This window comes from Marinoscillum sp. MHG1-6 (assembly GCF_024714475.1).
Lineage (GTDB): Bacteria > Bacteroidota > Bacteroidia > Cytophagales > Cyclobacteriaceae > JAMZMI01.
Genome location: NZ_JAMZMI010000002.1, coordinates 532,057 through 553,295, shown reverse-complemented (window position 1 = coordinate 553,295; position 21,239 = coordinate 532,057). Strand labels below are relative to the sequence as shown.

The 21,239-nt window shown below is 42.4% G+C and carries 23 protein-coding genes; 10 read left to right on the top strand and 13 right to left on the bottom strand.

The window, feature by feature from the left end; translation table 11 throughout:
* Positions 1-5: 5 nt before the first annotated feature.
* From NXR94_RS06145 to ubiE, 4 genes are read right to left on the bottom strand one after another with little or no spacing between them, the layout of a single operon-like run.
* The gene (locus tag NXR94_RS06145) at positions 6-1,331 is read right to left on the bottom strand and encodes a saccharopine dehydrogenase family protein (RefSeq protein ID WP_258103714.1); all 1,326 of its coding nucleotides are present in this window, start codon (positions 1,329-1,331) and stop codon (positions 6-8) included.
* 26 nt (positions 1,332-1,357) lie between these two features.
* Positions 1,358-2,110, bottom strand: coding sequence for an SDR family NAD(P)-dependent oxidoreductase (locus NXR94_RS06140; protein ID WP_258103713.1), 753 nt, complete (start codon positions 2,108-2,110; stop codon positions 1,358-1,360).
* 39 nt (positions 2,111-2,149) lie between these two features.
* Complete coding sequence (locus tag NXR94_RS06135; RefSeq protein ID WP_258103712.1) at positions 2,150-2,935, bottom strand: PorT family protein; 786 nt, start codon at positions 2,933-2,935, stop codon at positions 2,150-2,152.
* Positions 2,881-3,606 (bottom strand): bifunctional demethylmenaquinone methyltransferase/2-methoxy-6-polyprenyl-1,4-benzoquinol methylase UbiE, encoded by a 726-nt coding sequence (gene ubiE, locus NXR94_RS06130; RefSeq protein ID WP_258103711.1) that lies wholly within the window; start codon positions 3,604-3,606, stop codon positions 2,881-2,883. The genes NXR94_RS06135 and ubiE overlap by 55 nt, the downstream gene beginning before the upstream one ends.
* A 117-nt stretch (positions 3,607-3,723) precedes the next feature.
* Between ubiE and yihA the strand changes: the two genes are divergently transcribed.
* The 3 genes from yihA to NXR94_RS06115 all read left to right on the top strand — a co-directional run bounded on the left by yihA (position 3,724) and on the right by NXR94_RS06115 (position 5,241).
* On the top strand, positions 3,724-4,332 hold the full coding sequence (yihA, locus tag NXR94_RS06125) for a ribosome biogenesis GTP-binding protein YihA/YsxC (protein WP_258103710.1): 609 nt from the start codon (positions 3,724-3,726) through the stop codon (positions 4,330-4,332).
* A 54-nt stretch (positions 4,333-4,386) separates the two neighbouring features.
* Positions 4,387-4,815, top strand: coding sequence for a DUF5606 domain-containing protein (locus tag NXR94_RS06120; protein WP_258103709.1), 429 nt, complete (start codon positions 4,387-4,389; stop codon positions 4,813-4,815).
* Between the two features lie 114 nt (positions 4,816-4,929).
* A complete protein-coding gene (locus NXR94_RS06115) occupies positions 4,930-5,241 on the top strand; it encodes a hypothetical protein (RefSeq protein WP_258103708.1) in 312 nt (103 codons plus the stop codon).
* Between the two features lie 122 nt (positions 5,242-5,363).
* On the opposite strand, the gene fbp is transcribed toward NXR94_RS06115, so the two are convergent.
* Positions 5,364-6,377: a class 1 fructose-bisphosphatase gene (gene fbp, locus NXR94_RS06110; protein ID WP_258103707.1), complete on the bottom strand. Its 1,014-nt coding sequence runs from the start codon at positions 6,375-6,377 to the stop codon at positions 5,364-5,366.
* A 59-nt stretch (positions 6,378-6,436) separates the two neighbouring features.
* Here fbp and NXR94_RS06105 point away from each other — a divergent pair, with 59 nt between their 5' ends.
* Positions 6,437-7,678 carry an aspartate kinase gene (locus tag NXR94_RS06105; protein ID WP_258103706.1) on the top strand — a complete coding sequence of 414 codons (1,242 nt, stop codon included), beginning with the start codon at positions 6,437-6,439 and terminating at the stop codon, positions 7,676-7,678.
* On the opposite strand, the gene NXR94_RS06100 is transcribed toward NXR94_RS06105, so the two are convergent.
* The 5 genes from NXR94_RS06100 to NXR94_RS06080 all read right to left on the bottom strand — a co-directional run bounded on the left by NXR94_RS06100 (position 7,661) and on the right by NXR94_RS06080 (position 12,728).
* The gene (locus NXR94_RS06100; protein WP_258103705.1) at positions 7,661-8,539 is read right to left on the bottom strand and encodes a fructosamine kinase family protein; all 879 of its coding nucleotides are present in this window, start codon (positions 8,537-8,539) and stop codon (positions 7,661-7,663) included. The two genes, NXR94_RS06105 and NXR94_RS06100, sit on opposite strands and share 18 nt — an antisense overlap.
* On the bottom strand, positions 8,539-9,009 hold the full coding sequence (locus tag NXR94_RS06095) for a low molecular weight protein-tyrosine-phosphatase (protein ID WP_258103704.1): 471 nt from the start codon (positions 9,007-9,009) through the stop codon (positions 8,539-8,541). Before NXR94_RS06095 ends, NXR94_RS06100 begins: the two co-directional genes overlap by 1 nt.
* A gap of 127 nt (positions 9,010-9,136) precedes the next feature.
* Positions 9,137-11,050 carry a hypothetical protein gene (locus NXR94_RS06090; RefSeq protein ID WP_258103703.1) on the bottom strand — a complete coding sequence of 638 codons (1,914 nt, stop codon included), beginning with the start codon at positions 11,048-11,050 and terminating at the stop codon, positions 9,137-9,139.
* A 71-nt stretch (positions 11,051-11,121) separates the two neighbouring features.
* Positions 11,122-12,150 (bottom strand): DUF6588 family protein, encoded by a 1,029-nt coding sequence (locus NXR94_RS06085; protein ID WP_258103702.1) that lies wholly within the window; start codon positions 12,148-12,150, stop codon positions 11,122-11,124.
* 26 nt (positions 12,151-12,176) lie between these two features.
* On the bottom strand, positions 12,177-12,728 hold the full coding sequence (locus NXR94_RS06080) for a hypothetical protein (protein WP_258103701.1): 552 nt from the start codon (positions 12,726-12,728) through the stop codon (positions 12,177-12,179).
* Between the two features lie 249 nt (positions 12,729-12,977).
* Between NXR94_RS06080 and NXR94_RS06075 the strand changes: the two genes are divergently transcribed.
* The 3 genes from NXR94_RS06075 (at position 12,978) to rsgA (ending at position 15,087) form a co-directional block, all read left to right on the top strand.
* Positions 12,978-13,427, top strand: a complete 450-nt coding sequence (locus NXR94_RS06075) for a Fur family transcriptional regulator (protein ID WP_258103700.1) — start codon at positions 12,978-12,980, stop codon at positions 13,425-13,427.
* Between the two features lie 23 nt (positions 13,428-13,450).
* Positions 13,451-14,080 carry a peroxiredoxin gene (locus NXR94_RS06070; RefSeq protein WP_258103699.1) on the top strand — a complete coding sequence of 210 codons (630 nt, stop codon included), beginning with the start codon at positions 13,451-13,453 and terminating at the stop codon, positions 14,078-14,080.
* An 86-nt stretch (positions 14,081-14,166) separates the two neighbouring features.
* Positions 14,167-15,087: a ribosome small subunit-dependent GTPase A gene (rsgA, locus tag NXR94_RS06065; protein WP_258103698.1), complete on the top strand. Its 921-nt coding sequence runs from the start codon at positions 14,167-14,169 to the stop codon at positions 15,085-15,087.
* On the opposite strand, the gene NXR94_RS06060 is transcribed toward rsgA, so the two are convergent.
* Positions 15,048-15,947 carry a glycosyltransferase gene (locus NXR94_RS06060; protein WP_258103697.1) on the bottom strand — a complete coding sequence of 300 codons (900 nt, stop codon included), beginning with the start codon at positions 15,945-15,947 and terminating at the stop codon, positions 15,048-15,050. The two genes, rsgA and NXR94_RS06060, sit on opposite strands and share 40 nt — an antisense overlap.
* 111 nt (positions 15,948-16,058) lie before the next feature.
* On the opposite strand from NXR94_RS06060, the gene NXR94_RS06055 reads away from it, so the two are divergent.
* The 3 genes from NXR94_RS06055 to NXR94_RS06045 all read left to right on the top strand — a co-directional run bounded on the left by NXR94_RS06055 (position 16,059) and on the right by NXR94_RS06045 (position 19,128).
* Entirely contained in the window at positions 16,059-17,237 is a 1,179-nt protein-coding gene (locus tag NXR94_RS06055; protein WP_258103696.1) for a glycosyltransferase, read from the top strand.
* 137 nt (positions 17,238-17,374) lie between these two features.
* Positions 17,375-18,526, top strand: coding sequence for a hypothetical protein (locus tag NXR94_RS06050; protein WP_258103695.1), 1,152 nt, complete (start codon positions 17,375-17,377; stop codon positions 18,524-18,526).
* On the top strand, positions 18,523-19,128 hold the full coding sequence (locus NXR94_RS06045) for a YigZ family protein (protein WP_258103694.1): 606 nt from the start codon (positions 18,523-18,525) through the stop codon (positions 19,126-19,128). The genes NXR94_RS06050 and NXR94_RS06045 overlap by 4 nt, the downstream gene beginning before the upstream one ends.
* On the opposite strand, the gene NXR94_RS06040 is transcribed toward NXR94_RS06045, so the two are convergent.
* Both NXR94_RS06040 and nhaC read right to left on the bottom strand, forming a co-directional pair.
* Positions 19,123-19,707 carry a 3'-5' exonuclease gene (locus tag NXR94_RS06040; RefSeq protein ID WP_258103693.1) on the bottom strand — a complete coding sequence of 195 codons (585 nt, stop codon included), beginning with the start codon at positions 19,705-19,707 and terminating at the stop codon, positions 19,123-19,125. The two genes, NXR94_RS06045 and NXR94_RS06040, sit on opposite strands and share 6 nt — an antisense overlap.
* Positions 19,704-21,203, bottom strand: a complete 1,500-nt coding sequence (nhaC, locus tag NXR94_RS06035) for a Na+/H+ antiporter NhaC (protein WP_258103692.1) — start codon at positions 21,201-21,203, stop codon at positions 19,704-19,706. The genes NXR94_RS06040 and nhaC overlap by 4 nt, the downstream gene beginning before the upstream one ends.
* Positions 21,204-21,239 lie beyond the last annotated feature (36 nt).

Below are 21,239 nucleotides of genomic sequence, written 5' to 3'. Positions count from 1 at the left end.
TCCGGTTATTGTACTTCAGTTTCTGTGAATTCGAAGCCCATTTTATTGAGTTGTTCGAGTAATGGCGTGTAAATCTCCTCCGAAGTGGGAATATGAACTCCGGTCATACTCAGCCCCTCTTTTAGAATTAAGCGACCGACAATACCTAGTGGCAGACCCACCGATTTGGCCATTGCGGTATCTTCTTCATCTCCGAGGATAATCATGCTTGATTGAATTTCTTTTGTCTCGTTGGCTTGATTTTGATATTTGAATTTGTGCCACATGACAATCATATCGCGATCTTCCGGGCTAAGGGTCCAGGATTTTTTAAGGATATGCTCCAAGATTTGTGCGGGTGTCCCCTCTTTTAACCCCACAAGCTCTTCCTCAAAGAGTCCCAGGTGCTTGATCTTATACATTTCCTCTGAATCTCGACTCAGGTTCATGTAGTGAGCGAGCTTCAATTCAACCGAATCACTAGGATTGTAAGACAAAAATGAATTTAAGAACTGCCGATGGGTCATTTCATCCACATGCTCCATTTGGTAGCTGTCGTCCGTAGCGCCAAGCTGAACAAATATGTCCCAGGCCTTACAAAAACCGGGCCTTCGAAGGGTTCCGCGATATAGGGTTCTAATGCCCCTAAGGTTGTAAAGGTCAAGGTACTTTAATGAATCACGATTGGCATACCCCTCAAAGTATCCGTAGCCCGGAATATGAATGACTTCGGTACGCTTAAATAGTCGATGGTAGGGGATGTATTTATAGCGGCCCTCCTGAATGAATTTGACACTTCCGGTCCCTGCCAGTACAACGTTTCTGGGGTTCCAGGTAAATTTATAACCCCATGGATTGTCTACCCGGTTATTCTCTGCGAGAAGGCCTCCAGTAAAAGTCTCGAATGAGGTCAGTCGATGACCTTCAGATTTAATTTTATCCAAAACTTTCATCGCAGACATGTGATCAATGCCAGGGTCAAGGCCCATTTCCATTAAACACAGCTTTCCGTGCTTTTTGAATTGAGTATTAAGATTTCTGATCTCATCTGTTACATAGGAAGCTGTCAATAACGAGGTACCCAAATCGGCACAAATTTTAGCCACTTCAAAATGAAGCCCTGCCGGGAGCATACTGATGACGAGTGATGATTCCTGAATTAATTCAGATGCCTTAGTGGTTTCGGCAATGTCAAAAGGAATGATCTGGCAATTCGGATATTTACCCTGTAGGTTGTTACTTTCCTTATCTCCAATAATCAGCCTGTAACCATCTTGCTCAGAATGAGCTTTCAGGTATTTTATGAGCGAGGAGGCCGATCTTCCGGCGCCGATTAGCAGTATTTGCTTCATTGGGGGTGAGACTTTGATGGAGGCTTTTATTTGTTTTTGTGTACCGTGGTAGCACCTGATTGTGCCCGGGGTAAGATAAGCAGATCTGCAATATTAACATGATAAGGGCTGTTTACTATAAAGGCTATAGCCTCCGCGACATCTTGCCCTGATAGGGGCAGAAATCCTTCGTAAACTTTATCTGCGCGAGCTTTATCTCCTTTAAATCGTACTTCAGAGAATTCGGTATTGACCGCTCCTGGCTTGATTTCAGAGACCTTGATATTATGTTCAGTGAGATCATGCCTCATCGATTTGGTTAATCCATCAACTGCATATTTGGAAGCATTATAGACATTGCCATTTTTGTAAGCCTCGATTCCGGCGATGGAGCCCACATTGATGATATGGCCAGTTTTTCGCTCTATCATATTGGGAAGAACTTCGTGGGTTACGTAGAGTAACCCCTTAAGATTGATATCAATCATCGCTTCCCAATCTTTCAGGTCTCCTGCATGAATAGGGGCCAGGCCATGAGCATTTCCGGCATTGTTGACTAATACGTCAATGTTTACCCATTCTGTTGGAAGGCTCTGAATTGCCGAATGTACATCAGCCTGAATGCTTACATCAAAATTGAGGGTAACTACATCTGTCTGCGAGTGGAGGTTGGACCTGAGTTCTTCAAGTCTTTCTAGACGCCTTCCACAGATAATAAGTCGATGAGTATTTGCTAATACTTCAGCCGTTGCCTTTCCAATACCGCTTGTAGCACCGGTGATCATTGCAATTTCTTTCATGTTGCAGATGTTTGGATACGATCTAATGAAGGTCTTGACCTAACGTTTTTTTCTGTTTGCCTTACGGGCATTTCGGAGGTAACTGGGACCTCCTTCAAAGGTGATGTAGAACGCTACATTTTCAAAGGTCAATCTTTTGAACGGTTCCTCATAGGGACCTTTTTCTCCCGGAAGCATGTTCCTTAGTCCCCAGGTGTATCGGATTTCAGGGGAGAATTTGAAGAGTGGAAAGTAAAGGTCGAATCCTACACCGGCATCAAGTGAAACATTGAAGTTCCTGAGTTTGATATTATTTGAATTATCAAAATTATCCCCTCTGCCCGCGACTTCAAGTGCGGGGTTACCTCCTGCTACGGCGTAAATGGCAATATTTCCTTGTCTGGAAGACTTAAACTTAATTAGCGTCGGAAGCTCGACTGTAGTTGCGTCTTTTACTTCCGTATGCTGCGTTCCATCGAAACTATAGCGATAGGTGAGCGAGTTTTGGTAAAAGCCAATAGTCGGCAATAGTCTGACATCAAGATATTTATCTATGAGCCTCATATTGACGACAAATCCTACGCGCCAGCCACCGGTATTATTCGGAACTACAGAATGAAGCGAATCCAGTTCCGTTGCATATCGATCCGCATACTGAATTCTGTATTTAGAACTATGAACACCCATTGAGAAGCCATAATGGATCCACTCGTTATCATAGTCCATCAGATTTTCCCTATTATAATTTTGTCCCACAGCAGGTGCTGTTGTGAGCAGAATAAGGATCAATCCTATTGCTTGATACCTGTATAGATAGAACTTATGCCAAGGGTTTGTGGCTTGCATATAGTGTTTTTAAATCCTATTTCATTCAATACACCAAGAAAATCATCTCCATCAGGAAAGCTCTGTACCGATTCCGGAAGGTAAGTATATGCTGAATTGTCTTTGGATATTACCTTTCCAATTTTAGGGAGCACCCAATTAAAATAAAACTGGTAAAGCTGCTTAAAAGGAAAAATTCGCGGCTTGGAAAATTCCAGTATCACCACTCTTCCTCCGGGCTTTAATACCCTGTGCATATCGGCCAATCCTTTCTTCAGATTTTCAAAGTTTCTTACACCAAAGGCAACGATCACCGCATCAAAATTATTGTCGGGAAACAGTAAGCTTTCGGAGTCACCTTTCAGGAGCTCAATCTTATGATCAAGCCTTCTTTTCTTCATTTTTTCCCGGCCTACTTCCAGCATTCCTTCAGAGATATCTACCCCTGTAACTTTATCAGGATTCAAGGCCAGTGCCTCAATTGCAAAATCACCTGTTCCGGTGGCAATGTCCAGTATCTGTTTAGGCTCATCGCTTTTAAGCAATTTGATGGCTTTCTTCCTCCATGCGATATCAATGCCTAAACTCAAAAAATGGTTCAGAAAATCATAATTACTGCTGATGTTATCAAACATCGTCGCAACCTGCTCTTTCTTCGAGCCCTCCTTATCTTTGTACGGTAATACAGTCATAATCGAGTGCAATATTAAGTGTTTAACCCCGCGTTTTTGATGATTGTTAGAAATTATTGATCAGAGCGTGAGTGTTTGATTATCAATGTGTAAGTAGCACTCAATCATTACAGGTATATGAAACCAATAAAATCAGCTGTTTTTGTAAAGAGTAGTAGTAAAGTAAAAGAGTGTCCTGAGCCCGATAGGCCTGAGTATGCTTTTATTGGGAGGTCCAATGTGGGCAAGTCCTCCCTCATCAATCTGCTTACCAATCGTGGCAAGCTAGCCAAAGTTTCCTCTAAACCCGGGAAAACGAAGTTGATCAACCATTTTTTGATTGATGATGATTGGTTTTTGGTGGATTTGCCGGGATATGGTTGGGCAAAGGTGAGTAAAACAGAGCAGTCCAAATGGAAATCCATGATCAGGGATTATTTCGAAACCAGGGAAAATTTGGCTTGTGTTTTTGTATTGATTGATTCTCGGATTGATCCGCAAAAGAATGACCTGGAGTTTATTCAATATTTGGGGGAGATCGGGGTGCCGATCGGTCTGATTTTCACTAAAACGGACAAAGAGGGACACAATAAAATCCAATCCGGGATAGCGAAATTCAAGCGGGCATTGAAAACTCAGTGGGAGGAACTTCCAGTTAGTTTTGCTACCTCAACGGTCACAGGGGCAGGGAAAGATGAGGTAATCAATTTCATTCGGTCGGTCAATTTGGATATAAAAAACCAATGACATCAGGCATGTTGCACTGAGTCGAATTACATTTGCCCCGTAAACGAAAAACATATGGATTTTAGTGAAATAGCTTCAATCTCTGGAAAGGGAGGATTGTTTAGATTGGTATCACCTACCAGGTCAGGCGTAATTCTTGAGACGCTGGACGAAGCCAAAAAAAAGATGGTTGTTTCCGGACAAGGGAAGGTATCCATCCTTTCTGATATTTCAATTTATACCACCGATGAAGAAGGTGCTCGTCCTTTGAAAGAGGTAATGGGGAAAATTCATGCGGAATTCAATGGTGATACTGATTTGTCATCAAGTTCTGCTCCTGATGAGCTCAAATCATTCCTCAAATTCATCCTTCCGGAATACGATGAGGATCGTGTCTATGTTTCTGATATCAAGAAATTGGTGACCTGGTACAACTTGCTGGCTCAAACCTGCCCAGAGATTTTTGAAGGGAAGAAAGAGGATGAGAAAAAGTCCAAGGCCTAACATCACGTCAGCTTTAAGCTCAATCTTTCTCGATTATACATACGTCTACGAAGTGGGCGAAACAAATGAGAGTCCCTGAGTGATCCTGGCGATTCTTAATTTAATTCACTGGAAATGAATGAAGAGCGACTTTTGGTCTCAAGTGTGCAGCTCATTCAAGGTCATTTTGAGCTAAATGTATCTGAAACTGCACAAATCAAAGATTTCAAGAAACTGTTTGATCTGGTTCACGCTGAGGTGAAACAATTGTTGAACCGTGATTTTTCCGGGCTTTTGAATATCCTGTACAGAATAGATGTGCCCGAGATCAAGGTCAAGGAAATATTAACGCATAGCGATCCAGAGCTTATTTCTTATGACCTGACAGAGGCCATAATAACCAGATTCAGGGAAAAGGCCATTACCCGAATAAGGTACTCTAGCTAACCTTTCTGAATTCGGGATTCTCAAATTAATTTTTAGAGATATTGTAATTTAAAAGGACTTATCTATATTTGTGATAGCGGTGAATTGGCCCTGCTCTCTAGATCTAGATTGTGGGGCTTTTTTTATGACATTTCTTTCGATTCCTTAGCCACAAATTCCGAGGCTTTTTTCACCATATTTTTTGAACCAATATACAATGGCGACCGCTGATGGAATGCTTTTGGCTGAATCTCCAAAACCCTTTGTTGTCCATCTGTTGCAACTCCTCCTGCCTGCTCTGCAATGAATGCCAGAGAGTTACACTCATATAACAATCTCAGTTTACCTTCAGGTACTTTTGTTGTGGATGGGTAGATGTAGATACCGCCCTTGAGCATATTGCGGTGAAAGTCCGCTACAAGGGACCCTATATACCGTGCTGTGAGATTATTGTCCTTGCACCATGTGATGTAATCTCTTAATTCCTGGTCAAATTCATTCCAACTCCCCTCGTTGATGGAGTAGATTTTTCCATCCGTAGGGTAAGTCATGTTGGCATGAGAAAGCACGAATTCACCTAGTGATGGCTCAAGTGTGAAGCCGTTTACACCATGGCCGGTAGTATACACAAGCATAGTGGATGATCCATAGAGAATATAACCGGCTGCTACCTGCTCCGTGCCGGGCTGAAGCAAGTCTTCCTGTGTAACTTCAGCCCCCAAAGGGGAGAGGCGCCTGTAAACGGAGAAAATGGTTCCAATGGACACATTTACGTCAATGTTTGACGAACCGTCCAAGGGGTCCATGCACACCACATATTTTCCATTAGTATTCAGCTTGATGACCTCTTCATCTTCTTCGCTAACGATTGCGCAAACTTGCCCGCCATTATGCAATGCGCGTGTAAACCGTATATTGGCAATCACATCCAGTTTCTGCTGATCCTCACCCTGAACATTTTTTGATCCGTAGGCCCCACCGATATCGAGTAACCCCGATTTGTTGACTTCTCTATTGATGATTTTTCCTGCAAGACCTATGTCCCTAAGAAGTTGGGATAATTCACCGGTTGCATATTCGAATTCATCCTGTTTTTTTTTGATGAATCTATCCAATGTAGTTCCAATGGGTAGACCTAAGTTACTCGGGTTGTTCATGTGATTTAGTTGTGTAATGGCAGTAAAATTAGAAGAAATATTGGTTATTTAGCCTCTGTATGGAAGTTTTCAAGTTCGGAGGAGCCTCTGTAAAGGATGCTGAAAGCATCCAAAACATGAGGGAAATCGTTGAATCGCAAGCCCAATCTCAGCTCGTTATAGTGGTCTCGGCAATGGGTAAAACCACTAATGAATTGCAAACGATTGCAGATCAGATACTTAGCGGTGAACCCATTGATGATCAAGTGTTGGAGTTGCTAAATAGGCATGAAGAAACTTGTCGAGGTCTTTTAGGAGAGATTCCGAAAAAATTTATTGAGACTAAGCAAGATTTTTTCAATGATATCAAAGCTCCACCCACCAACGAATTGGAATTTTCTGATAGGATCATTTCTTATGGGGAGCTATTTTCAACAATAATCATTGCAGCATGCCTGGGAGCAGTCTGGTTGGATGCCCGGGATTTGATAAAAACGGATACCAGATTTTCAGAGGCCGAAGTAGATTGGGATATAACCACGACCTTGATAAAGGAGCGTTTTACAAAATCCTTGAACAAATCATCGGTAGTTGTCACTCAAGGGTTTATCGGGAGTGAGCCATCCGGACGAACTACCACTTTAGGTCGTGAAGGCTCAGATTTTTCAGCGGCTATTTTCGCGCATAGCCTGGATGCTACAAGTTTAACAGTATGGAAGGATGTGCCCGGCCTTTTAACAGCTGACCCTAAGGTATTGCCCAATGCCCTGAAGTTTGATCATATCTCCTACCAGGAAGTAATAGAGATGACATATTATGGTGCAAAGGTGATACATCCCAAGACCATTTATCCTTTAGCTCAAAAGGGGATTCCACTATATGTCCGGTCGTTTCTGAATCCCGAAACAGATGGCACCGAGATTTCAGAAGATAAGAAAGTTGCGACCATCCCTTGCTTTGTTTTTAAGCAGAGTCAGATGCTTTTTACCATTAGGGTAAAAGACAATAGTTTTATGGATGAGCTTAAAATGAGCCAGATTTTGGCCACGCTGAGTAAGCTTCACATTAAGGCAAACCTGATGCACAATTCAGCATTGACTTTCACAGTATGTATGGATCAGGATGAAAGGAAAGAAGCGCAGTTAATTGATGCCCTTTCGCCAATTTTTCATGTACTTTATAACGAAGGGCTTTGGCTGCTTACGATTAAGAATTACGATCAGTATTCATTCTCAGTGATTCCTGACAACGCTGAAAAGATCATAGAAGAGCAAACCCGAATGAACTATCAGGTAGTCTATCGACTAAACGAATCGTCGTAGGATACTATTGACACTATGGATGTAACCGCCACCGAAAAGGTTCACATGGACCAGTAATGGGTACAACTGATATAAATCCATTCGATCTACCCACCCGGAAAGCAGAGGGAAGGCTGCATGATATGCTTCATAAAATTTACGATCAAATCCTCCAAATAACCGGGTAAATGCAAGATCCATTTCTCGATGTGCAAAGTAAGTGGCGGGGTCATATATCCAGGCTTTACCATCCGGACCCGTCATGAAGTTGCCACTCCAGAGATCACCATGGATGAGAGATGGAGGCTCATCAGGTAGCAGATCCTGAAGTTTAGAGTAAAGCGTTTCGAATAGCTCTTCGGTTGTATGGGAAATAGCTCCATTACTCACCCCCATTTGAACCTGAGGAGTCAGACGATTTTTGATGAAGAATTCCGTCCAATTTATATCCTGATCGTTGTACTGCGGTAGGCTCCCGATATAGTTATCATGGTTCAGTCCGAATGTCGAATCAGAAACCCGATGCAGGGCCGCCAGTGAGTGGCCAAAATCTTCCCAATATTTCGAAATGGGTGCTGACCTTTCAATAAACTCCAGGATCAGGTAATCTTTGCCATTTGTACGGCCATAACCGAAGACTTCAGGAACACCTATGGTCTTTGTATTTTTAAGTAGTGCCAATCCTGAGGATTCTTTGGCAAACATTTCTTCAAAACTATTGTCCTGCCATTTTATACAGAAGGTGCCTTCTGTTGTCTCCAGTTTAGCGGCCAGATTGATATCCCCACCACTAAGGGCCTGTGAGCGATTAACCTTAACCACTCTTCCGAATGTTTGCTCCAAAGCATTTTCAAAAAAATCAATGTTTGACGAGCCGAACATTAAATGTTGTGTTTTTCCCGAATAAAATCAATTAGTTCTTCACAAGACCGGTCAAGCATTTGGTATACATCTTCAAAACCCTGTTGCCCACCATAGTACGGGTCAGGCACTTCCGCACCCCTTGACTCAGGATCGAAATCACGCATGAGATATAACCCCTCCGGCTGTTCTCCAAGCATGCTTACAATATTCTGGAAGTTTGACCGGTCCATAGCCATAATGTATTGAAATTCATGCTTATCAGATGAGCTTACCTGCCTTCCTTTATGAGAAATAGGGGTATGATGAGCCCGCGCAACCTCAATACTTCTGGGGTCCGGATCCTCTCCAATATGGTAGGTTGATGTGCCTGCAGAATCGGTCAGAAGTGAAGATTCCAGCCCGTACTCTTTGATTTTAGCATTGCATATTGCTTCTGCCAAAGGGGACCTACAAATGTTTCCGAGACAAACGAATAAAATTTTTATCATTTTTTTTCAATTAGGGGGTTACCTTTTTTTTCTAGCTCGTATACACCTATGCATAACACAAATTAATTCATACACCTGTTTGACAATTTGAAGAGTCCCGATCAATCGGGACTTTTCTTTTTTGCCCCTATTCGTACGGAATAAGGCGAGGCTTGTAGCTAAAGATATTTTCAAAAGTGATCGGTGTTGAAACCGATATGTTAATTAAGAAATTATCAATATTCGCATTTTGAGACCAGAATCTGGTTGCTCTTATTTCAAAGGTGTTAAATACCAAACTTTCATTTTTCATTCTAATACCAAGTCCGACGGATTGAAAATAGTTTTCAACTATGGAGGTGACGGTTCGGTTATCCTTGATTTTGCTGTAGCTGGTATATAAAAACGGGGCAAACCTAAAGCCATAGAAGTACCATGGCGTGTACCAAGAGGATTCCAGCTTCATGTAAAAGGCATTTTCACCATAAATACCATCTCCATTGATGTCTCGTATTCTACTTCCCAGATTCAGACTGCGAGCCATGGGTTGCCGGATTCCATTGGTATAGCCAAGGTTAAAGTAATTCCTGTTTTTATAGCCTGACCATCCCCAGAGCGGTGAAAAGTAGGAGACTTTGCATCCGATTACTCCCGTTTTGAAGGCGTCCTCTGCAAAACCACCAAATTGCTGACTAACCAGAAAGTATCCCAGATGATTGAAAAATCTTGAAAAGTAATAGTCAACACCGAAGTAGTTCTGGGTATAAAATTGGTTGAAATCCTTACCGTATAGGAAGGAGGCGCGATATCCAATGGGTATATCCTCAGAGATACCAAACCCCACAACATAGGATGATTTAATGAATTTCTGCTTGGTGTAAGCTATTTGACCTAAAACAAGCGTTCGATTGTAGTAGATTTCATTGGAGTCGGACGTGACCTGAGGTTGATTGTAAAAATGATTGTCGCGAATTCTTGCTGAAAGGGTAATATTCTTTCTTTCTCCACCGGTTTTGAGTTGGAAGGCTCTTCCGAACCAGATATCACGAAAGTCCATCCTATAGAAATCACCCTCTTCTACATCTCCATCGAGAGAGATGGTAGTGTCACTAATCATTCGATATTCGAAACCGCCACCATACCGGACTCTGGGAGTGACAAAGTTCTTTTGAGCCTGAATACCAAAGTCTTTCCGATCCCAATAGTCGGATCTATTGATACTCCAACTGGTGATCGCCTTTAGTGAGTTCTGTCCTCCGATTTGAAAGTTGTATCCGTTGTGAGGCGCATAATTATTATGATGGTAGTAACTCAAAGAAGCATATCTTCCTAATCCACCTACTGACCGATTATAAGCTTCCAACTCAAGCTGGTTGTCAGTGCTGTATCGGCCTCTGAAACCCCAGGCAAACCGATCTTTGATTACGATAATCACATCTACCAACTCTGAATCTGCGATTTCTGTGATATATATTTTCGCGTCTTCGATATAGAGCAGTCTTCTGATAAGTCTTTCATTATCAGAGAGGGTATATGGGTCAATTGGCTCACCTTCAGTAAAGCTTAGATTACTTTTCACTACCCAATCGCGTGAATGTGAATGGTACTTATTTGCAATGATGGCAATATTTGAGGATGCTGTTCTGCCTGTATCCAGCACGCTGCCCTCGAGTACATCCACATGTTTGAATTCGATACTTCGGATAAATTTACCTTCATACGGGGCAAAGACCTCATGGCTTGACTTTCCTGTTTCGGCCAGATCCTGAGTAGGCTTATCCGGCTCTGTTAAAAAGAGCTTGCTCAGTTTGTGGGCGACTTTATTTCCGCTGGCCTTCTCTTTGATCTTGCTGTAAAACTCTTCTGAGGTTGCGTAGGGGTTTCTGCGTAGTTTAAACCTGGTATGGGGATGGCAAACAAAGATGGTGTCGCTTGAGGGGGCGATGATGCTATCTTCAAGAATAAGTATTTGATCCTTTCGAATATAGATTGTATCCGTCTGAGCCCAGGACGAGCTAACAGCAAGGAATAACAGGATCAAACCAAGTATTTTCTTATTCAAGCAGATTTGGAATTAACAACCACAAAAAAAAGCCCCAATAAGGGGCTTCTAAATATATTGCGTAAAATATTTTATCTAATGCTCAGACCAACACCAGCTGTGAAGGTATTGTATTGTTGAAATGAGTACTCTGCATGAAGCGTCAAAATCAAGAGCTTCAGTCTAGCACCAACATTGAATTTAGCACCACCATTGTTGCTGGTAAGATTAATAGGATCAATGGATGACTCACCTGCGGGAAGTACGTTGGAATAGTCTCCCTTCAATTTGAAAGTGGTTTTGGAGGTAGTGAAACCCAGACCACTGTAGACAGTAAGAACTGCCAACTTTTTAGAAATTACTCCCTGAAGTGTAGTGCCACCCACTTCAAAATTAGCTTCCTGCCCCAGGTCCTCGTCAACGACAACTGAAGCGGCTAATTTGTTAAACCCAAAGAACCCTGATAGATCGAATGGAAGGTTTTTAATACCTGGAATCCATTGTTTCACATCATGCATCACTCCTAAACCAAACATGCTAAATGAGGCATCACCAGTATTTACCTTAATCGGCAATCTCATCTTGATTTCAGTATTTTTGATCAGACCAATACCCACTTGAGCGAATGGTGCCGGAACAGCAAGGAACGGTAGCTCCTCATCAATTCCCATCCCTGTTGGAGCCGTAATTCGGACGTCATCGCTGATCTCCGGCGTTCCCTGGTTAAACTCCAGATAGGGAATATCATCTGCGCTAAGATTAGGGCCAAACATAGTCGGAACCTTATTGTTACCATAGAGTGGAGAATTCGGATTTTCCGGATTGCCAATAGTCATGGTAGCTGTTTCGGCTACTTTGAAAAATTTGGCACTATTTGGGACCATGGCCATGTTAACGCCGAAAGTGAAATCAATTCCCAATAATTTATGTGGTCTTGCCGTATTGTACCATCCGGCGTTAAGTGCATACCCCAGACCAGCAAAAGCCGGATCCAGGTATCCTCCTACAAGTACGTTTGCATTTTCAATACCCCCTTCAAGTAAGTTGTCAATTTCCAACTGGGCATTTGCTGTGGTGCCTGCGATGGCACTGATGAGTATGGCTATAAATAGTTTTTTCATTTCTTCAGAATTTAGGTGGTTGGAGATTAGTCTCTTACTTTGGCTATTACATCAAAATAGAAGGTAAAATCGAAGTCTACGCTTCCTCCAAGTTCCTGGAAGTCAAATGTAGAGCTTACCTCCAGTGTATGCTCTTCTAGAAGTGCCTGCTCCAAGGCAGTATAGGAAATAGCTGTTGAGTCAATTTGAGTATATGACTTATTAGCCAATGGTTCATTTAGAAAAATAAAGAATGTACCAATGTCTGATGCCGTAGTTTGATCTCTGATGGTAACAGACACTTCATCCATTTGATAAGCTTCGCCAGCATCAACGTTAGAAACCTCGTAGCTGATTTTTTTCAGAACCACAGATTCGGCAGCATCCCCGGTTACCTCTGAGAGATTATAGGTATCAGAAACTGTGTATGCAGGAGGATTAACATTCACAAAGGGTAATTTGGGGTCATTGATCCCTGAAAGTTGGACGGGAAATTCAACAGGGATTTCTTTCCCAATGTTAAAGCCAACACCCTCTTCCCCGCAGCTCATCAGGCCAAGGAGAATGCATAACGATAAGACGGTAGTTAAAATTCTCATTTTCTAATTGTTTTCATTTTGAAATGGTAATTGGTGATCTGGAGATTGTTGATTTCATCAGCCAGACTGTAATGCAGAAACTTGCACTTTAACAAAAATATACATTTCCTGATTTTATCCATTTTAATAATGTTATTTCTCAATTATTAGATTGAGATATACCCACATTGGGGTATTCTTAGGAAATGTTTTGGTTTTGAAATTTCGGTATATACTTTTGCAGTAAATAAGAATTATTCCTATTTAGAATTGAATTCTAATACCTATCAAAATACAAAGGAACTAATAGCAACGGCTGGTTTAAAGGCAACACATCCGCGGATAGCTGTTTTGCATGAGCTGCTCACCAATGAAGAGCATCCTACAGCAGAACAGGTGCATACCGCCTTGCAGCCGAATAATCCAAGTGTTTCGTTGGGAAGCGTTTATCGCATTTTAGAAAAACTCGTTGAAGTGGGGCTGGCTAGGCCTGTTGCTTCCAGAAATGGATTGAAGCGTTATGACGCCCGAACCGATTCGCACAGTCATATCTATGCGGTGAATACTGAAGAAATCCAGGACTATTATGATGAGGAATTGAATGATTTGATAAAGGGGTATTTTGACAAAAAGAAGATCAGCAACTTTAAGATTACGGAAGTAAAGCTTCAAATCAACGGAGAGAAGGCTGATCCAGACAAAAAAGTAACTATTGTTTAATTCATAAAATCTAAAAACAAATTATGTCATTAGTTGGAAAACAAGCACCATTATTCAATACTCCTGCAGTATTAGACGGAGAGGAGATTGTTAATAGCTTTTCATTGGAGCAGTACGTGGGTAAGAAAGAAGTGATGTTCTTCTTTTACCCTAAGGACTTTACGTTCGTTTGCCCTACTGAAATCCTTGCTTTTCAGGAAAAACTAGCTGAGTTTGAGAAAAGAGGCGTGCAGGTTGTAGGAGCTTCTTGTGATACTGAAGAAACTCACCTTGCGTGGTTGACTACGCCTAAAGCAAATGGTGGTATTGAAGGTGTTACTTATCCGCTAGTAGCTGATCCTGCAAAAACAGTAGCAACAAACTACGGAGTACTTGCAGGTGATTGGAGCTACGACGAAGAAGGCTCGCTTACTTTTGAAGGTGCTCCTGTAGCTTACAGAGGGACTTTCTTCATCGACAAAGAAGGTGTGGTAAGACACGAAACTATCAATGACCTGCCTCTTGGTAGAAATATTGATGAAATGATCAGAATCGTAGATGCATGGCACCATGTTCAAGAGCACGGTGAAGTATGTCCTGCCAACTGGGAAGAAGGAAAAGATGCGATGCAAGCTACCAGAGATGGTGTTGCCTCTTACTTGTCTTCTCACTAAGAGATAGAAATATTTTTCTTTAAGGGCCGTCAAGTTTGTCTTGACGGCTTTTTTTGTTTGTGGTTTCATAGCTTTGCTTCCGAAATATGCAAGGATTGATCATCAAGTCGACAGGTTCATGGTACACGGTAAAAACCGATGAAGGAATACTTGATGCCCGATTGAGGGGACGCTTTAAACTTGAGGATAAGAAGATCACCAATCCCATTGCAGTTGGGGATAAGGTTACTTTGGTGAAAAATGAAGGTGGTCAGAACGAGTGGGTCATTGAGGAGATCCTGCCTCGCGAGAATTACATCATTAGGAAATCACCTCGAAAAAAGAATCATGATCATCTCATCGCTGCGAATGTTGATCAGGCAGTTTTAATTGTGACCCTTAAAAGACCGAAAACCTCCTTCGGTTTTATCGATCGGTTTCTGGTTACATTGGAGGCCTTCAGGATTCCGGGAGTCATTATTTTTAATAAAAGAGATCTACTCAATCAGGATGAAATAGAGGAGGTGCTATATGCCATGTATCGATATGATAAGATTGGCTATCAATGTGTTTTAACTTCCTTTACCGAGGATGGCCTTTCGGAAGATTTAATGAAATTGTTACGGGGTAGGGTTAGTCTGGTTTCAGGTCATTCCGGGACCGGAAAATCCACCATGATCAACCTACTGCTTCCAAATGTGGAGCAAAAAGTGTCTGAGATCTCAGACTTTGCGAATAAGGGTGTTCACACCACCACCTTTGCGGAGATGTTCTTTTTTGATGAGGATTCGGCCATTATTGATACACCCGGGATCAAGGAATTGGGACTGGCGGAAATAGAAGCCGAGGAGCTAGCGCATTATTTTCCCGAAATGCGAAATCATTTGGGAGAATGTCGCTTTCATAATTGTATTCATGTTAACGAGCCAGGTTGTGCCGTATTGGCGGAGGTGGAGAACGGTAATATCTCAGGAGAACGGTACCTGAGCTATTTATCAATGCTGGAAGGAGAGGATAACCGTCGCTGAGATTTTCGCGACTCTGAGATCAATTTCAAATATTTAGGAACGAGATGAAAATTAAAATGCCTGATGGCGTTTCGGATTTCGTAAAAGCCACGTGTACGCAAAGCCTGGAACTCCTCAGGTGTTCTGTTTAACTCCAGAATTTTATTGCATACGCGTAGCGTTGTCTCCCCATGTTTGTTTCTCCATTTAGTCTGCTCGTTGCCCAGGCCTGATTTCAGAATTCGTTTTTTTACCAAAGGGGCGTGATTGAAAATGTATTTGTAGTTGCGCGATGACCTGATCCAGAAATCAAAATCTTCATAATGGAGGTTTTCGTCATATCCATTCAAGGATTTCAGTACCTGTCGTTTTACCATCATGGTTGGAGGACAAATGAAATACTTTTTTATCAGCATTTTATAGACGTCACCATCAGGTACATGTTCATTAATTCTACCTTCGGCATCTCGGTTATAATGAGTGCCAGTTATCTGCCCACCGGCATCAATCAGAAAAGCATCACTGAAATGAACTCCGGAACCTTCTGCGTAATGGAGAAAGTCCGCAACGCCAACCTCAATCCTTTGTGGTAGTAGAACATCATCTGCCGCCAAATCGATAATAAAATCCCCGGTGCTTTGTGCGAACCCGAGATTGAATGCCCGGCAGTTTCCTAAATTTTTATCAAGGGCTAAAAACTTAACCTTTTTACCCGCAATTGATTTTGCTATCTCTGCCTGCGTGCCATCAGAACTCGCATCATCCACAACAATCAGCTCAATGTTTTGATAACTTTGATTGAATACCGAATTAATGGCCTCCTGGACAAAAGGTTTGTGGTTATGGGAGAGACAGATAACCGAAACCAATGGATCACTCATGCAGCAGTTCTTTTTAATTTGACCTAAAGTTAGTGTTCATCATATGAATTGTGTGTTTAGTTAAAACCCATTTAATTCGCCTATCCGACCAAGCTTGTTGATCTGATTTCTATGAATGTTTTTGTCATTCCGTCCTGGTACCCAAGTCCATCTTTTCCATCCACTGGCATTTTCCTTAAGCAGCAAGCATTGTTGCTGGCAAAGGAAAGGCCAGAATGGAATATTGGCATTAGTACATGGGGGGCCAATGACCCCAGATTCTGGCTTATAAAATCCAAACCGCTGGAAGTTTTGTTGAAACTCTTTGCGAAAAGACCCAACAAGCCTAAGGACATCTTATTGGAACCCAATTGCTCGGAATTGTTCTTCCCGGCCTATACCTGGACACGGAAAATCAAAAATGGAAATATTGAGGGTATCATTGAAGCCAATCGAAAAAACCTGCAAAGGTTTACCGAAGTCTTTGGAAAGCCTGATATTATTCATGCTCATATTTCTCACCCTGGTGGATTTGTAGCAATGAAGCTGTCAGAGGAACTAGGTATTCCTTATGTGTTAACCGAGCAAATGAGCCCTTTCCCATTGCCTTCTTACAAGGGAGATTATGAAAAATGGTTGCTGCCACCTCTGCAAAATGCTGCCGCTGTATTGTCTGTCGGTGAAAACCTGAGTGAGGAGCTACAGCAATTTGGTATTGCCACCACCCCAATGGTGAACTTCATTGATATGGATAGATTTTCTCCTAATTCAAATGACCCGCAACCCGTCCCCAGGTTGTTCGCTCTTGGACGATTAGAAGGGCAAAAGGGGGTTGACCTTCTGCTTGAGGCGATGGCTGCTTTGAGTGATCAAAAGTGGAAATTGAGGATTGGTGGAGATGGTAGTGATAAAAGTTTTCTGAAAGGACAGATTAGAAAATTGAAGCTGGAAGGGAGGGTTGAGCTGATCGGTGGATTGTCCCAGGATCAGGTGGCAGTAGAAATGAAGAGTTGTGATTTTTTCGTTCTGCCAAGCAGACATGAATCTTTTGGCATCGTGGCGATTGAAGCCATGTCTTGTGGAAAGCCGCTCGTATATACTCGTTGTGGAGGAGTAACGGATCAACTTGATGAAAGGGTAGGAGAGGCTTGTGAAGTCAACTTTCAGTCCTTGCAAAAGGGAATTAAAAGGATGCTTGAGAACTTTTCAGCTTACAAACCCGAAGACATTAGAAAATTTGTTGAAGATCGGTACTCTCCAGGCGTAGCGGTGGATCACCTTGAAACTATTTATCGTGCCGCTCTCGTTTGACGATAGGTTAGTCTATTGCTATGAGTTGATATATTTTGGACGACAGGAGAGCAAAAGGGTCTGATTATTGCCAATGAAGAGCATTAAAGATAGGGAAGGGGTTGACTGCTCAAAAGGATAAGTTGGCCTAAATTGCGATGAAAATTTTAAAGGAATCAGGTGTGATTAAAAAGGCGATCGTAGCCATTGGTTTTGTTTGCGTTGTGGGTCAGGTGAATGCCCAGTTATTTGATAACCCAAGGAATATCGAGCGGGTGAGAAATGCTGTGGATCATATTTACAATATGGAGACTGATCTGGCTAATACCTATATAGATTCTGTGGATCAGGTTCTGCCCGAACATCCGGTGGTAGCCCTTCTTTTTGCCATGAATATCCTGTGGTCCAATATCCCTGATATTACTGAGCTGCCAGCATTTGATGATTTTATCTTTTACCTGAATGAGACGGTTAGGTTGGCCCAGCGGCTTGATGGAGCCAGGCAGGAGCATCCAGAGGCTATCTTCTTTGAAATGACGGCTCACGGGCTCATGGCGGAGTATTATGCTGATGCCGGGAATTATATGAAGGCCATTACCGAAGCAGGTAAAGCATACACATTGATTCGGGAGTCTGATGACCTGCCCGAGGAAAATCCTGAATTTTATCTTCCGCAAGGGGTGTATAATTACTTTCGTGAGAAATATCCTGAGCGGCACCCTTCTTACAAACCGCTACTATGGTTTTTCAAAAGTGGAGATGCTGAGTTGGGATTAAATCAGATCAAAGAAGGCTGCCGAAAGGGAGTATTGACCAAGGTAGAGTCCTATGTCTATTTGGCCTACATCTATTTAAGATATGAGGAGCTGCCGCAACTAGCTCAATCCTATTTGCTGGAACTGTCCGGCATTTACCCGGGCAATTACTATGTGTCGGCAAAATACCTGGAGTCCCTTGCAGGGGTAAATGAGTTTGAAAAGGCGGAATTTAGTCATATTCAGAAGTTATTAGATGCGAAGAAGCCCTATTACACCCGGGCAGGAAATGCCTACATGGGTTTGTATGAGCAGGTGGTAAATGAAAACTGGGTGAAGGCTGCTCTCTACTATCATATGGTCGTGGATAAGATTGATCATGAGAATCAGGAAGATGACTACTATGTGAGTTTATCTTATTTGGGGCTGGCGAAATATCATATGAAAAAAGGGCAGAACCAAAAAGCCATTGATTACGCCCAGCTATCAATGAAATACGCAGAAACCAAAGAGGCAGAGCAGGATGCCAAGGCCATCATTTTTAGGTTGGAATGAAAAATGAATTCCGCACTATAGCTAAACCTACCGATGGTCTGTATAAGGAAAAAGGGAGCAAGTTTTTGGCATATGCTTACCCTGTAGAAAGTGAAGAGGAGGTGGCATCTATACTTTCCGCGCTGAAAAAAAGGTATTACGATGCACGCCATCATTGCTATGCCTACATTATTGGATTGAAGGACCAGCGATTTCGTGCCAATGATGATGGGGAACCTAATCATTCCGCAGGCGATCCCATTCTTGGACAAATCAGATCACATGAGCTTACGAATACCCTGGTTGTTGTGGTGCGATACTTCGGCGGGACAAAGTTGGGTGTTGGGGGTTTGATCCATGCCTATAAGACTTCGTCTGAAGATGCGTTAAGTAAAGTGGATGTGCAGGTCGTGTATTCCCAAACTTTGGTAGAACTTACGTTCGCTTATGATGAAACTGCTGCGGTAGAACGAATATTGGCAGATTTTGACCTTGAGTATAGAGATAAGCAATATACCGACGCGTGTAGGTACATTTTGTCCGTAAAGGACGAGGATGTTCCGAATCTCGAGGAGGCTTTTGAACTATTGGATGCAGAGCTGAAAGTCCAAGGGGCTTTATAGGTATCCACGTTCTTGCAATATTTCCAGAATCTTCATGCAAATCCATGAATCTGTAGCTGCATAGTTTTTCTGAGACTCCGTCAGTTGCGCATTTTCCCAATTAGAAGTTTGTTGACTTTTCGAAACTCTTCGATTTAGGAATATTCCGGTGAGACTTCTTACTCCAATTTGAGTGATGCTCATTCTTTCCGCAACATGATTGAGATCCAGGAACCCCAAGGGTTCAAACAAGCGTACTTTTTGAAGATCCCGTATATCGTCCCGAATGCTGATTCCTATTTTTTTGATTCGCTTATTTTCAAAAAAGGCCACCAGGTCGTTGGTAAACCCGGTCTTTTTTAGTCTGATCAAATAACACTGTGTCAGCGTGGACAGCTGTATGAGAGCTGGGTCGTAGTATTCGCCTTTGGTAAAGCTTGGTTTCGTCTCTGTATCAAAGCCGACGTATTCTTCCTGAGATAAATTGGACAGAGCCTTTTCAAGCTCCTCCTTGGTCTCAATGACATAGATGTCTCCCTCAAACCTGATCAGGTCGAGTGACTGTACTTCTTCTTTGGATATGAATGTTCTGAAATTCAAGCTACCTCAGGTTCTTTCTTTGTTAATTTTTTCACTTTATAACCAATGGTTCCAATGAGTATGGTCATAAGCGGGCTAATGATGTTGAAAAAACAATAAGGGGCAAACGTAAACGTAGAAACTGAAAGAACCTGAGAATGGTAAGCTCCACAGGTGTTCCATGGTACTAAAACCGAGGTTACGGTACCGGAATCTTCTAGCGTTCTACTAAGGTTTTCGGGGGCGAGTCCTTTTCTTTGATAAATATCTGAGTACATTCTTCCGGGAACTACAATGGCGAGGTATTGATCCGAAGCAGTAATATTGAAAAACACACACGTTCCCGCCGTAGAGGCAATCAAAGCACCAGTCGAATTGACAAGCCTGATGATGCTGGAAGCAATAGTTTTGAGCATGCCACTTCCTTCCATAACCCCTCCAAATATCATGGCGGAGATAATTAACCAGATGGTTCCAAGCATGCCTTTCATTCCACCAGAGCTCAGGAGCTCGTTCACTAATTCGTTAGAGGTAGTGATGTTCACGTCACCGAATAAAGATTGCACAGTGCCTAAGAAAAGTCCAGTAAATATTGGGAAAGCAGAACTTAAGCGATCCAACAGAAAACCATATGCTGTTACTTGCTCACTGGCTACGTCCATGACCATGTCCTTTTGAAAGATCATTGCAAAGATGGAGGCCAGTATCGTTCCTATTAGAATAGCGGGTAATGCAGGTATTTTTTTTACAATAAGTATGACTACTACAGCGGGCACAATGAATAGCCAGGGGCTTATGTAAAATTTATCATCTATGGCCTGAAGGATATCTGCTGTGGCGTTGATTGAACCTGATGAATCAAGATTAAATCCGATAAACAGGAAAATGATCAGGGTGATGCTAATACTTGGGATAGTAGTGATCGTCATGTACCTGATGTGTGTGAAAAGGTCCGTTCCTGCCATGGCAGGAGCAAGGTTCGTGGTGTCAGAAAGCGGTGACATCTTATCTCCGAAATAGGCTCCCGACAAAATCGAGCCCGCAATTAACCCTTCTGAAATTCCCAAAGCCTTTCCAATACCCATAAGAGCTATTCCGACCGTGGCCGCTGTGGTCCAGGAGCTTCCTGTTGCCAGTGATACGACCGAACACACTATACAAGATGCGAATAGAAATATAGAAGGGTTGAGTATCTGAAGCCCATAGTAGATCATGGCCGGAACCACCCCACTAAGCAGCCATGTGCCAGCAAGCGATCCGATAAATAGAAGAATGAGGATTGAAGCCATGGCTGAGTTGATACTCTTCAATATCCCTGATTCTATTTCTTTCCATTTAAAGCCAATTTTTAATGCAACTCCTGTGGCTACTGTTGCAGAAAGGATCAAAATGATCTGATTGGACCCGTCCAACGCAGCATCGCCAAACAATCCAACGTTGATGGACAGGGCAACGATCAGGAAAATGATGGGGATAAATGATTGGATTAAGTTAGGTTCACTTCTTTCTGTCGCCACAAGATTCACTTTTAGCCAAACTGAAAATTAAAAGAA

Coding starts and splice junctions, on each gene's coding strand:
- NXR94_RS06145 (WP_258103714.1), bottom strand. CDS start 1,331: ATGAAGCAAATACTGCTAATCGGCGCCGGAAGATCGGCCTCCTCGCTC.
- NXR94_RS06140 (WP_258103713.1), bottom strand. CDS start 2,110: ATGAAAGAAATTGCAATGATCACCGGTGCTACAAGCGGTATTGGAAAG.
- NXR94_RS06135 (WP_258103712.1), bottom strand. CDS start 2,935: ATGCAAGCCACAAACCCTTGGCATAAGTTCTATCTATACAGGTATCAA.
- ubiE (WP_258103711.1), bottom strand. CDS start 3,606: ATGACTGTATTACCGTACAAAGATAAGGAGGGCTCGAAGAAAGAGCAG.
- yihA (WP_258103710.1), top strand. CDS start 3,724: ATGAAACCAATAAAATCAGCTGTTTTTGTAAAGAGTAGTAGTAAAGTA.
- NXR94_RS06120 (WP_258103709.1), top strand. CDS start 4,387: ATGGATTTTAGTGAAATAGCTTCAATCTCTGGAAAGGGAGGATTGTTT.
- NXR94_RS06115 (WP_258103708.1), top strand. CDS start 4,930: ATGAATGAAGAGCGACTTTTGGTCTCAAGTGTGCAGCTCATTCAAGGT.
- fbp (WP_258103707.1), bottom strand. CDS start 6,377: ATGAACAACCCGAGTAACTTAGGTCTACCCATTGGAACTACATTGGAT.
- NXR94_RS06105 (WP_258103706.1), top strand. CDS start 6,437: ATGGAAGTTTTCAAGTTCGGAGGAGCCTCTGTAAAGGATGCTGAAAGC.
- NXR94_RS06100 (WP_258103705.1), bottom strand. CDS start 8,539: ATGTTCGGCTCGTCAAACATTGATTTTTTTGAAAATGCTTTGGAGCAA.
- NXR94_RS06095 (WP_258103704.1), bottom strand. CDS start 9,009: ATGATAAAAATTTTATTCGTTTGTCTCGGAAACATTTGTAGGTCCCCT.
- NXR94_RS06085 (WP_258103702.1), bottom strand. CDS start 12,150: ATGAAAAAACTATTTATAGCCATACTCATCAGTGCCATCGCAGGCACC.
- NXR94_RS06080 (WP_258103701.1), bottom strand. CDS start 12,728: ATGAGAATTTTAACTACCGTCTTATCGTTATGCATTCTCCTTGGCCTG.
- NXR94_RS06070 (WP_258103699.1), top strand. CDS start 13,451: ATGTCATTAGTTGGAAAACAAGCACCATTATTCAATACTCCTGCAGTA.
- rsgA (WP_258103698.1), top strand. CDS start 14,167: ATGCAAGGATTGATCATCAAGTCGACAGGTTCATGGTACACGGTAAAA.
- NXR94_RS06060 (WP_258103697.1), bottom strand. CDS start 15,947: ATGAGTGATCCATTGGTTTCGGTTATCTGTCTCTCCCATAACCACAAA.
- NXR94_RS06055 (WP_258103696.1), top strand. CDS start 16,059: ATGAATGTTTTTGTCATTCCGTCCTGGTACCCAAGTCCATCTTTTCCA.
- NXR94_RS06050 (WP_258103695.1), top strand. CDS start 17,375: ATGAAAATTTTAAAGGAATCAGGTGTGATTAAAAAGGCGATCGTAGCC.
- NXR94_RS06045 (WP_258103694.1), top strand. CDS start 18,523: ATGAAAAATGAATTCCGCACTATAGCTAAACCTACCGATGGTCTGTAT.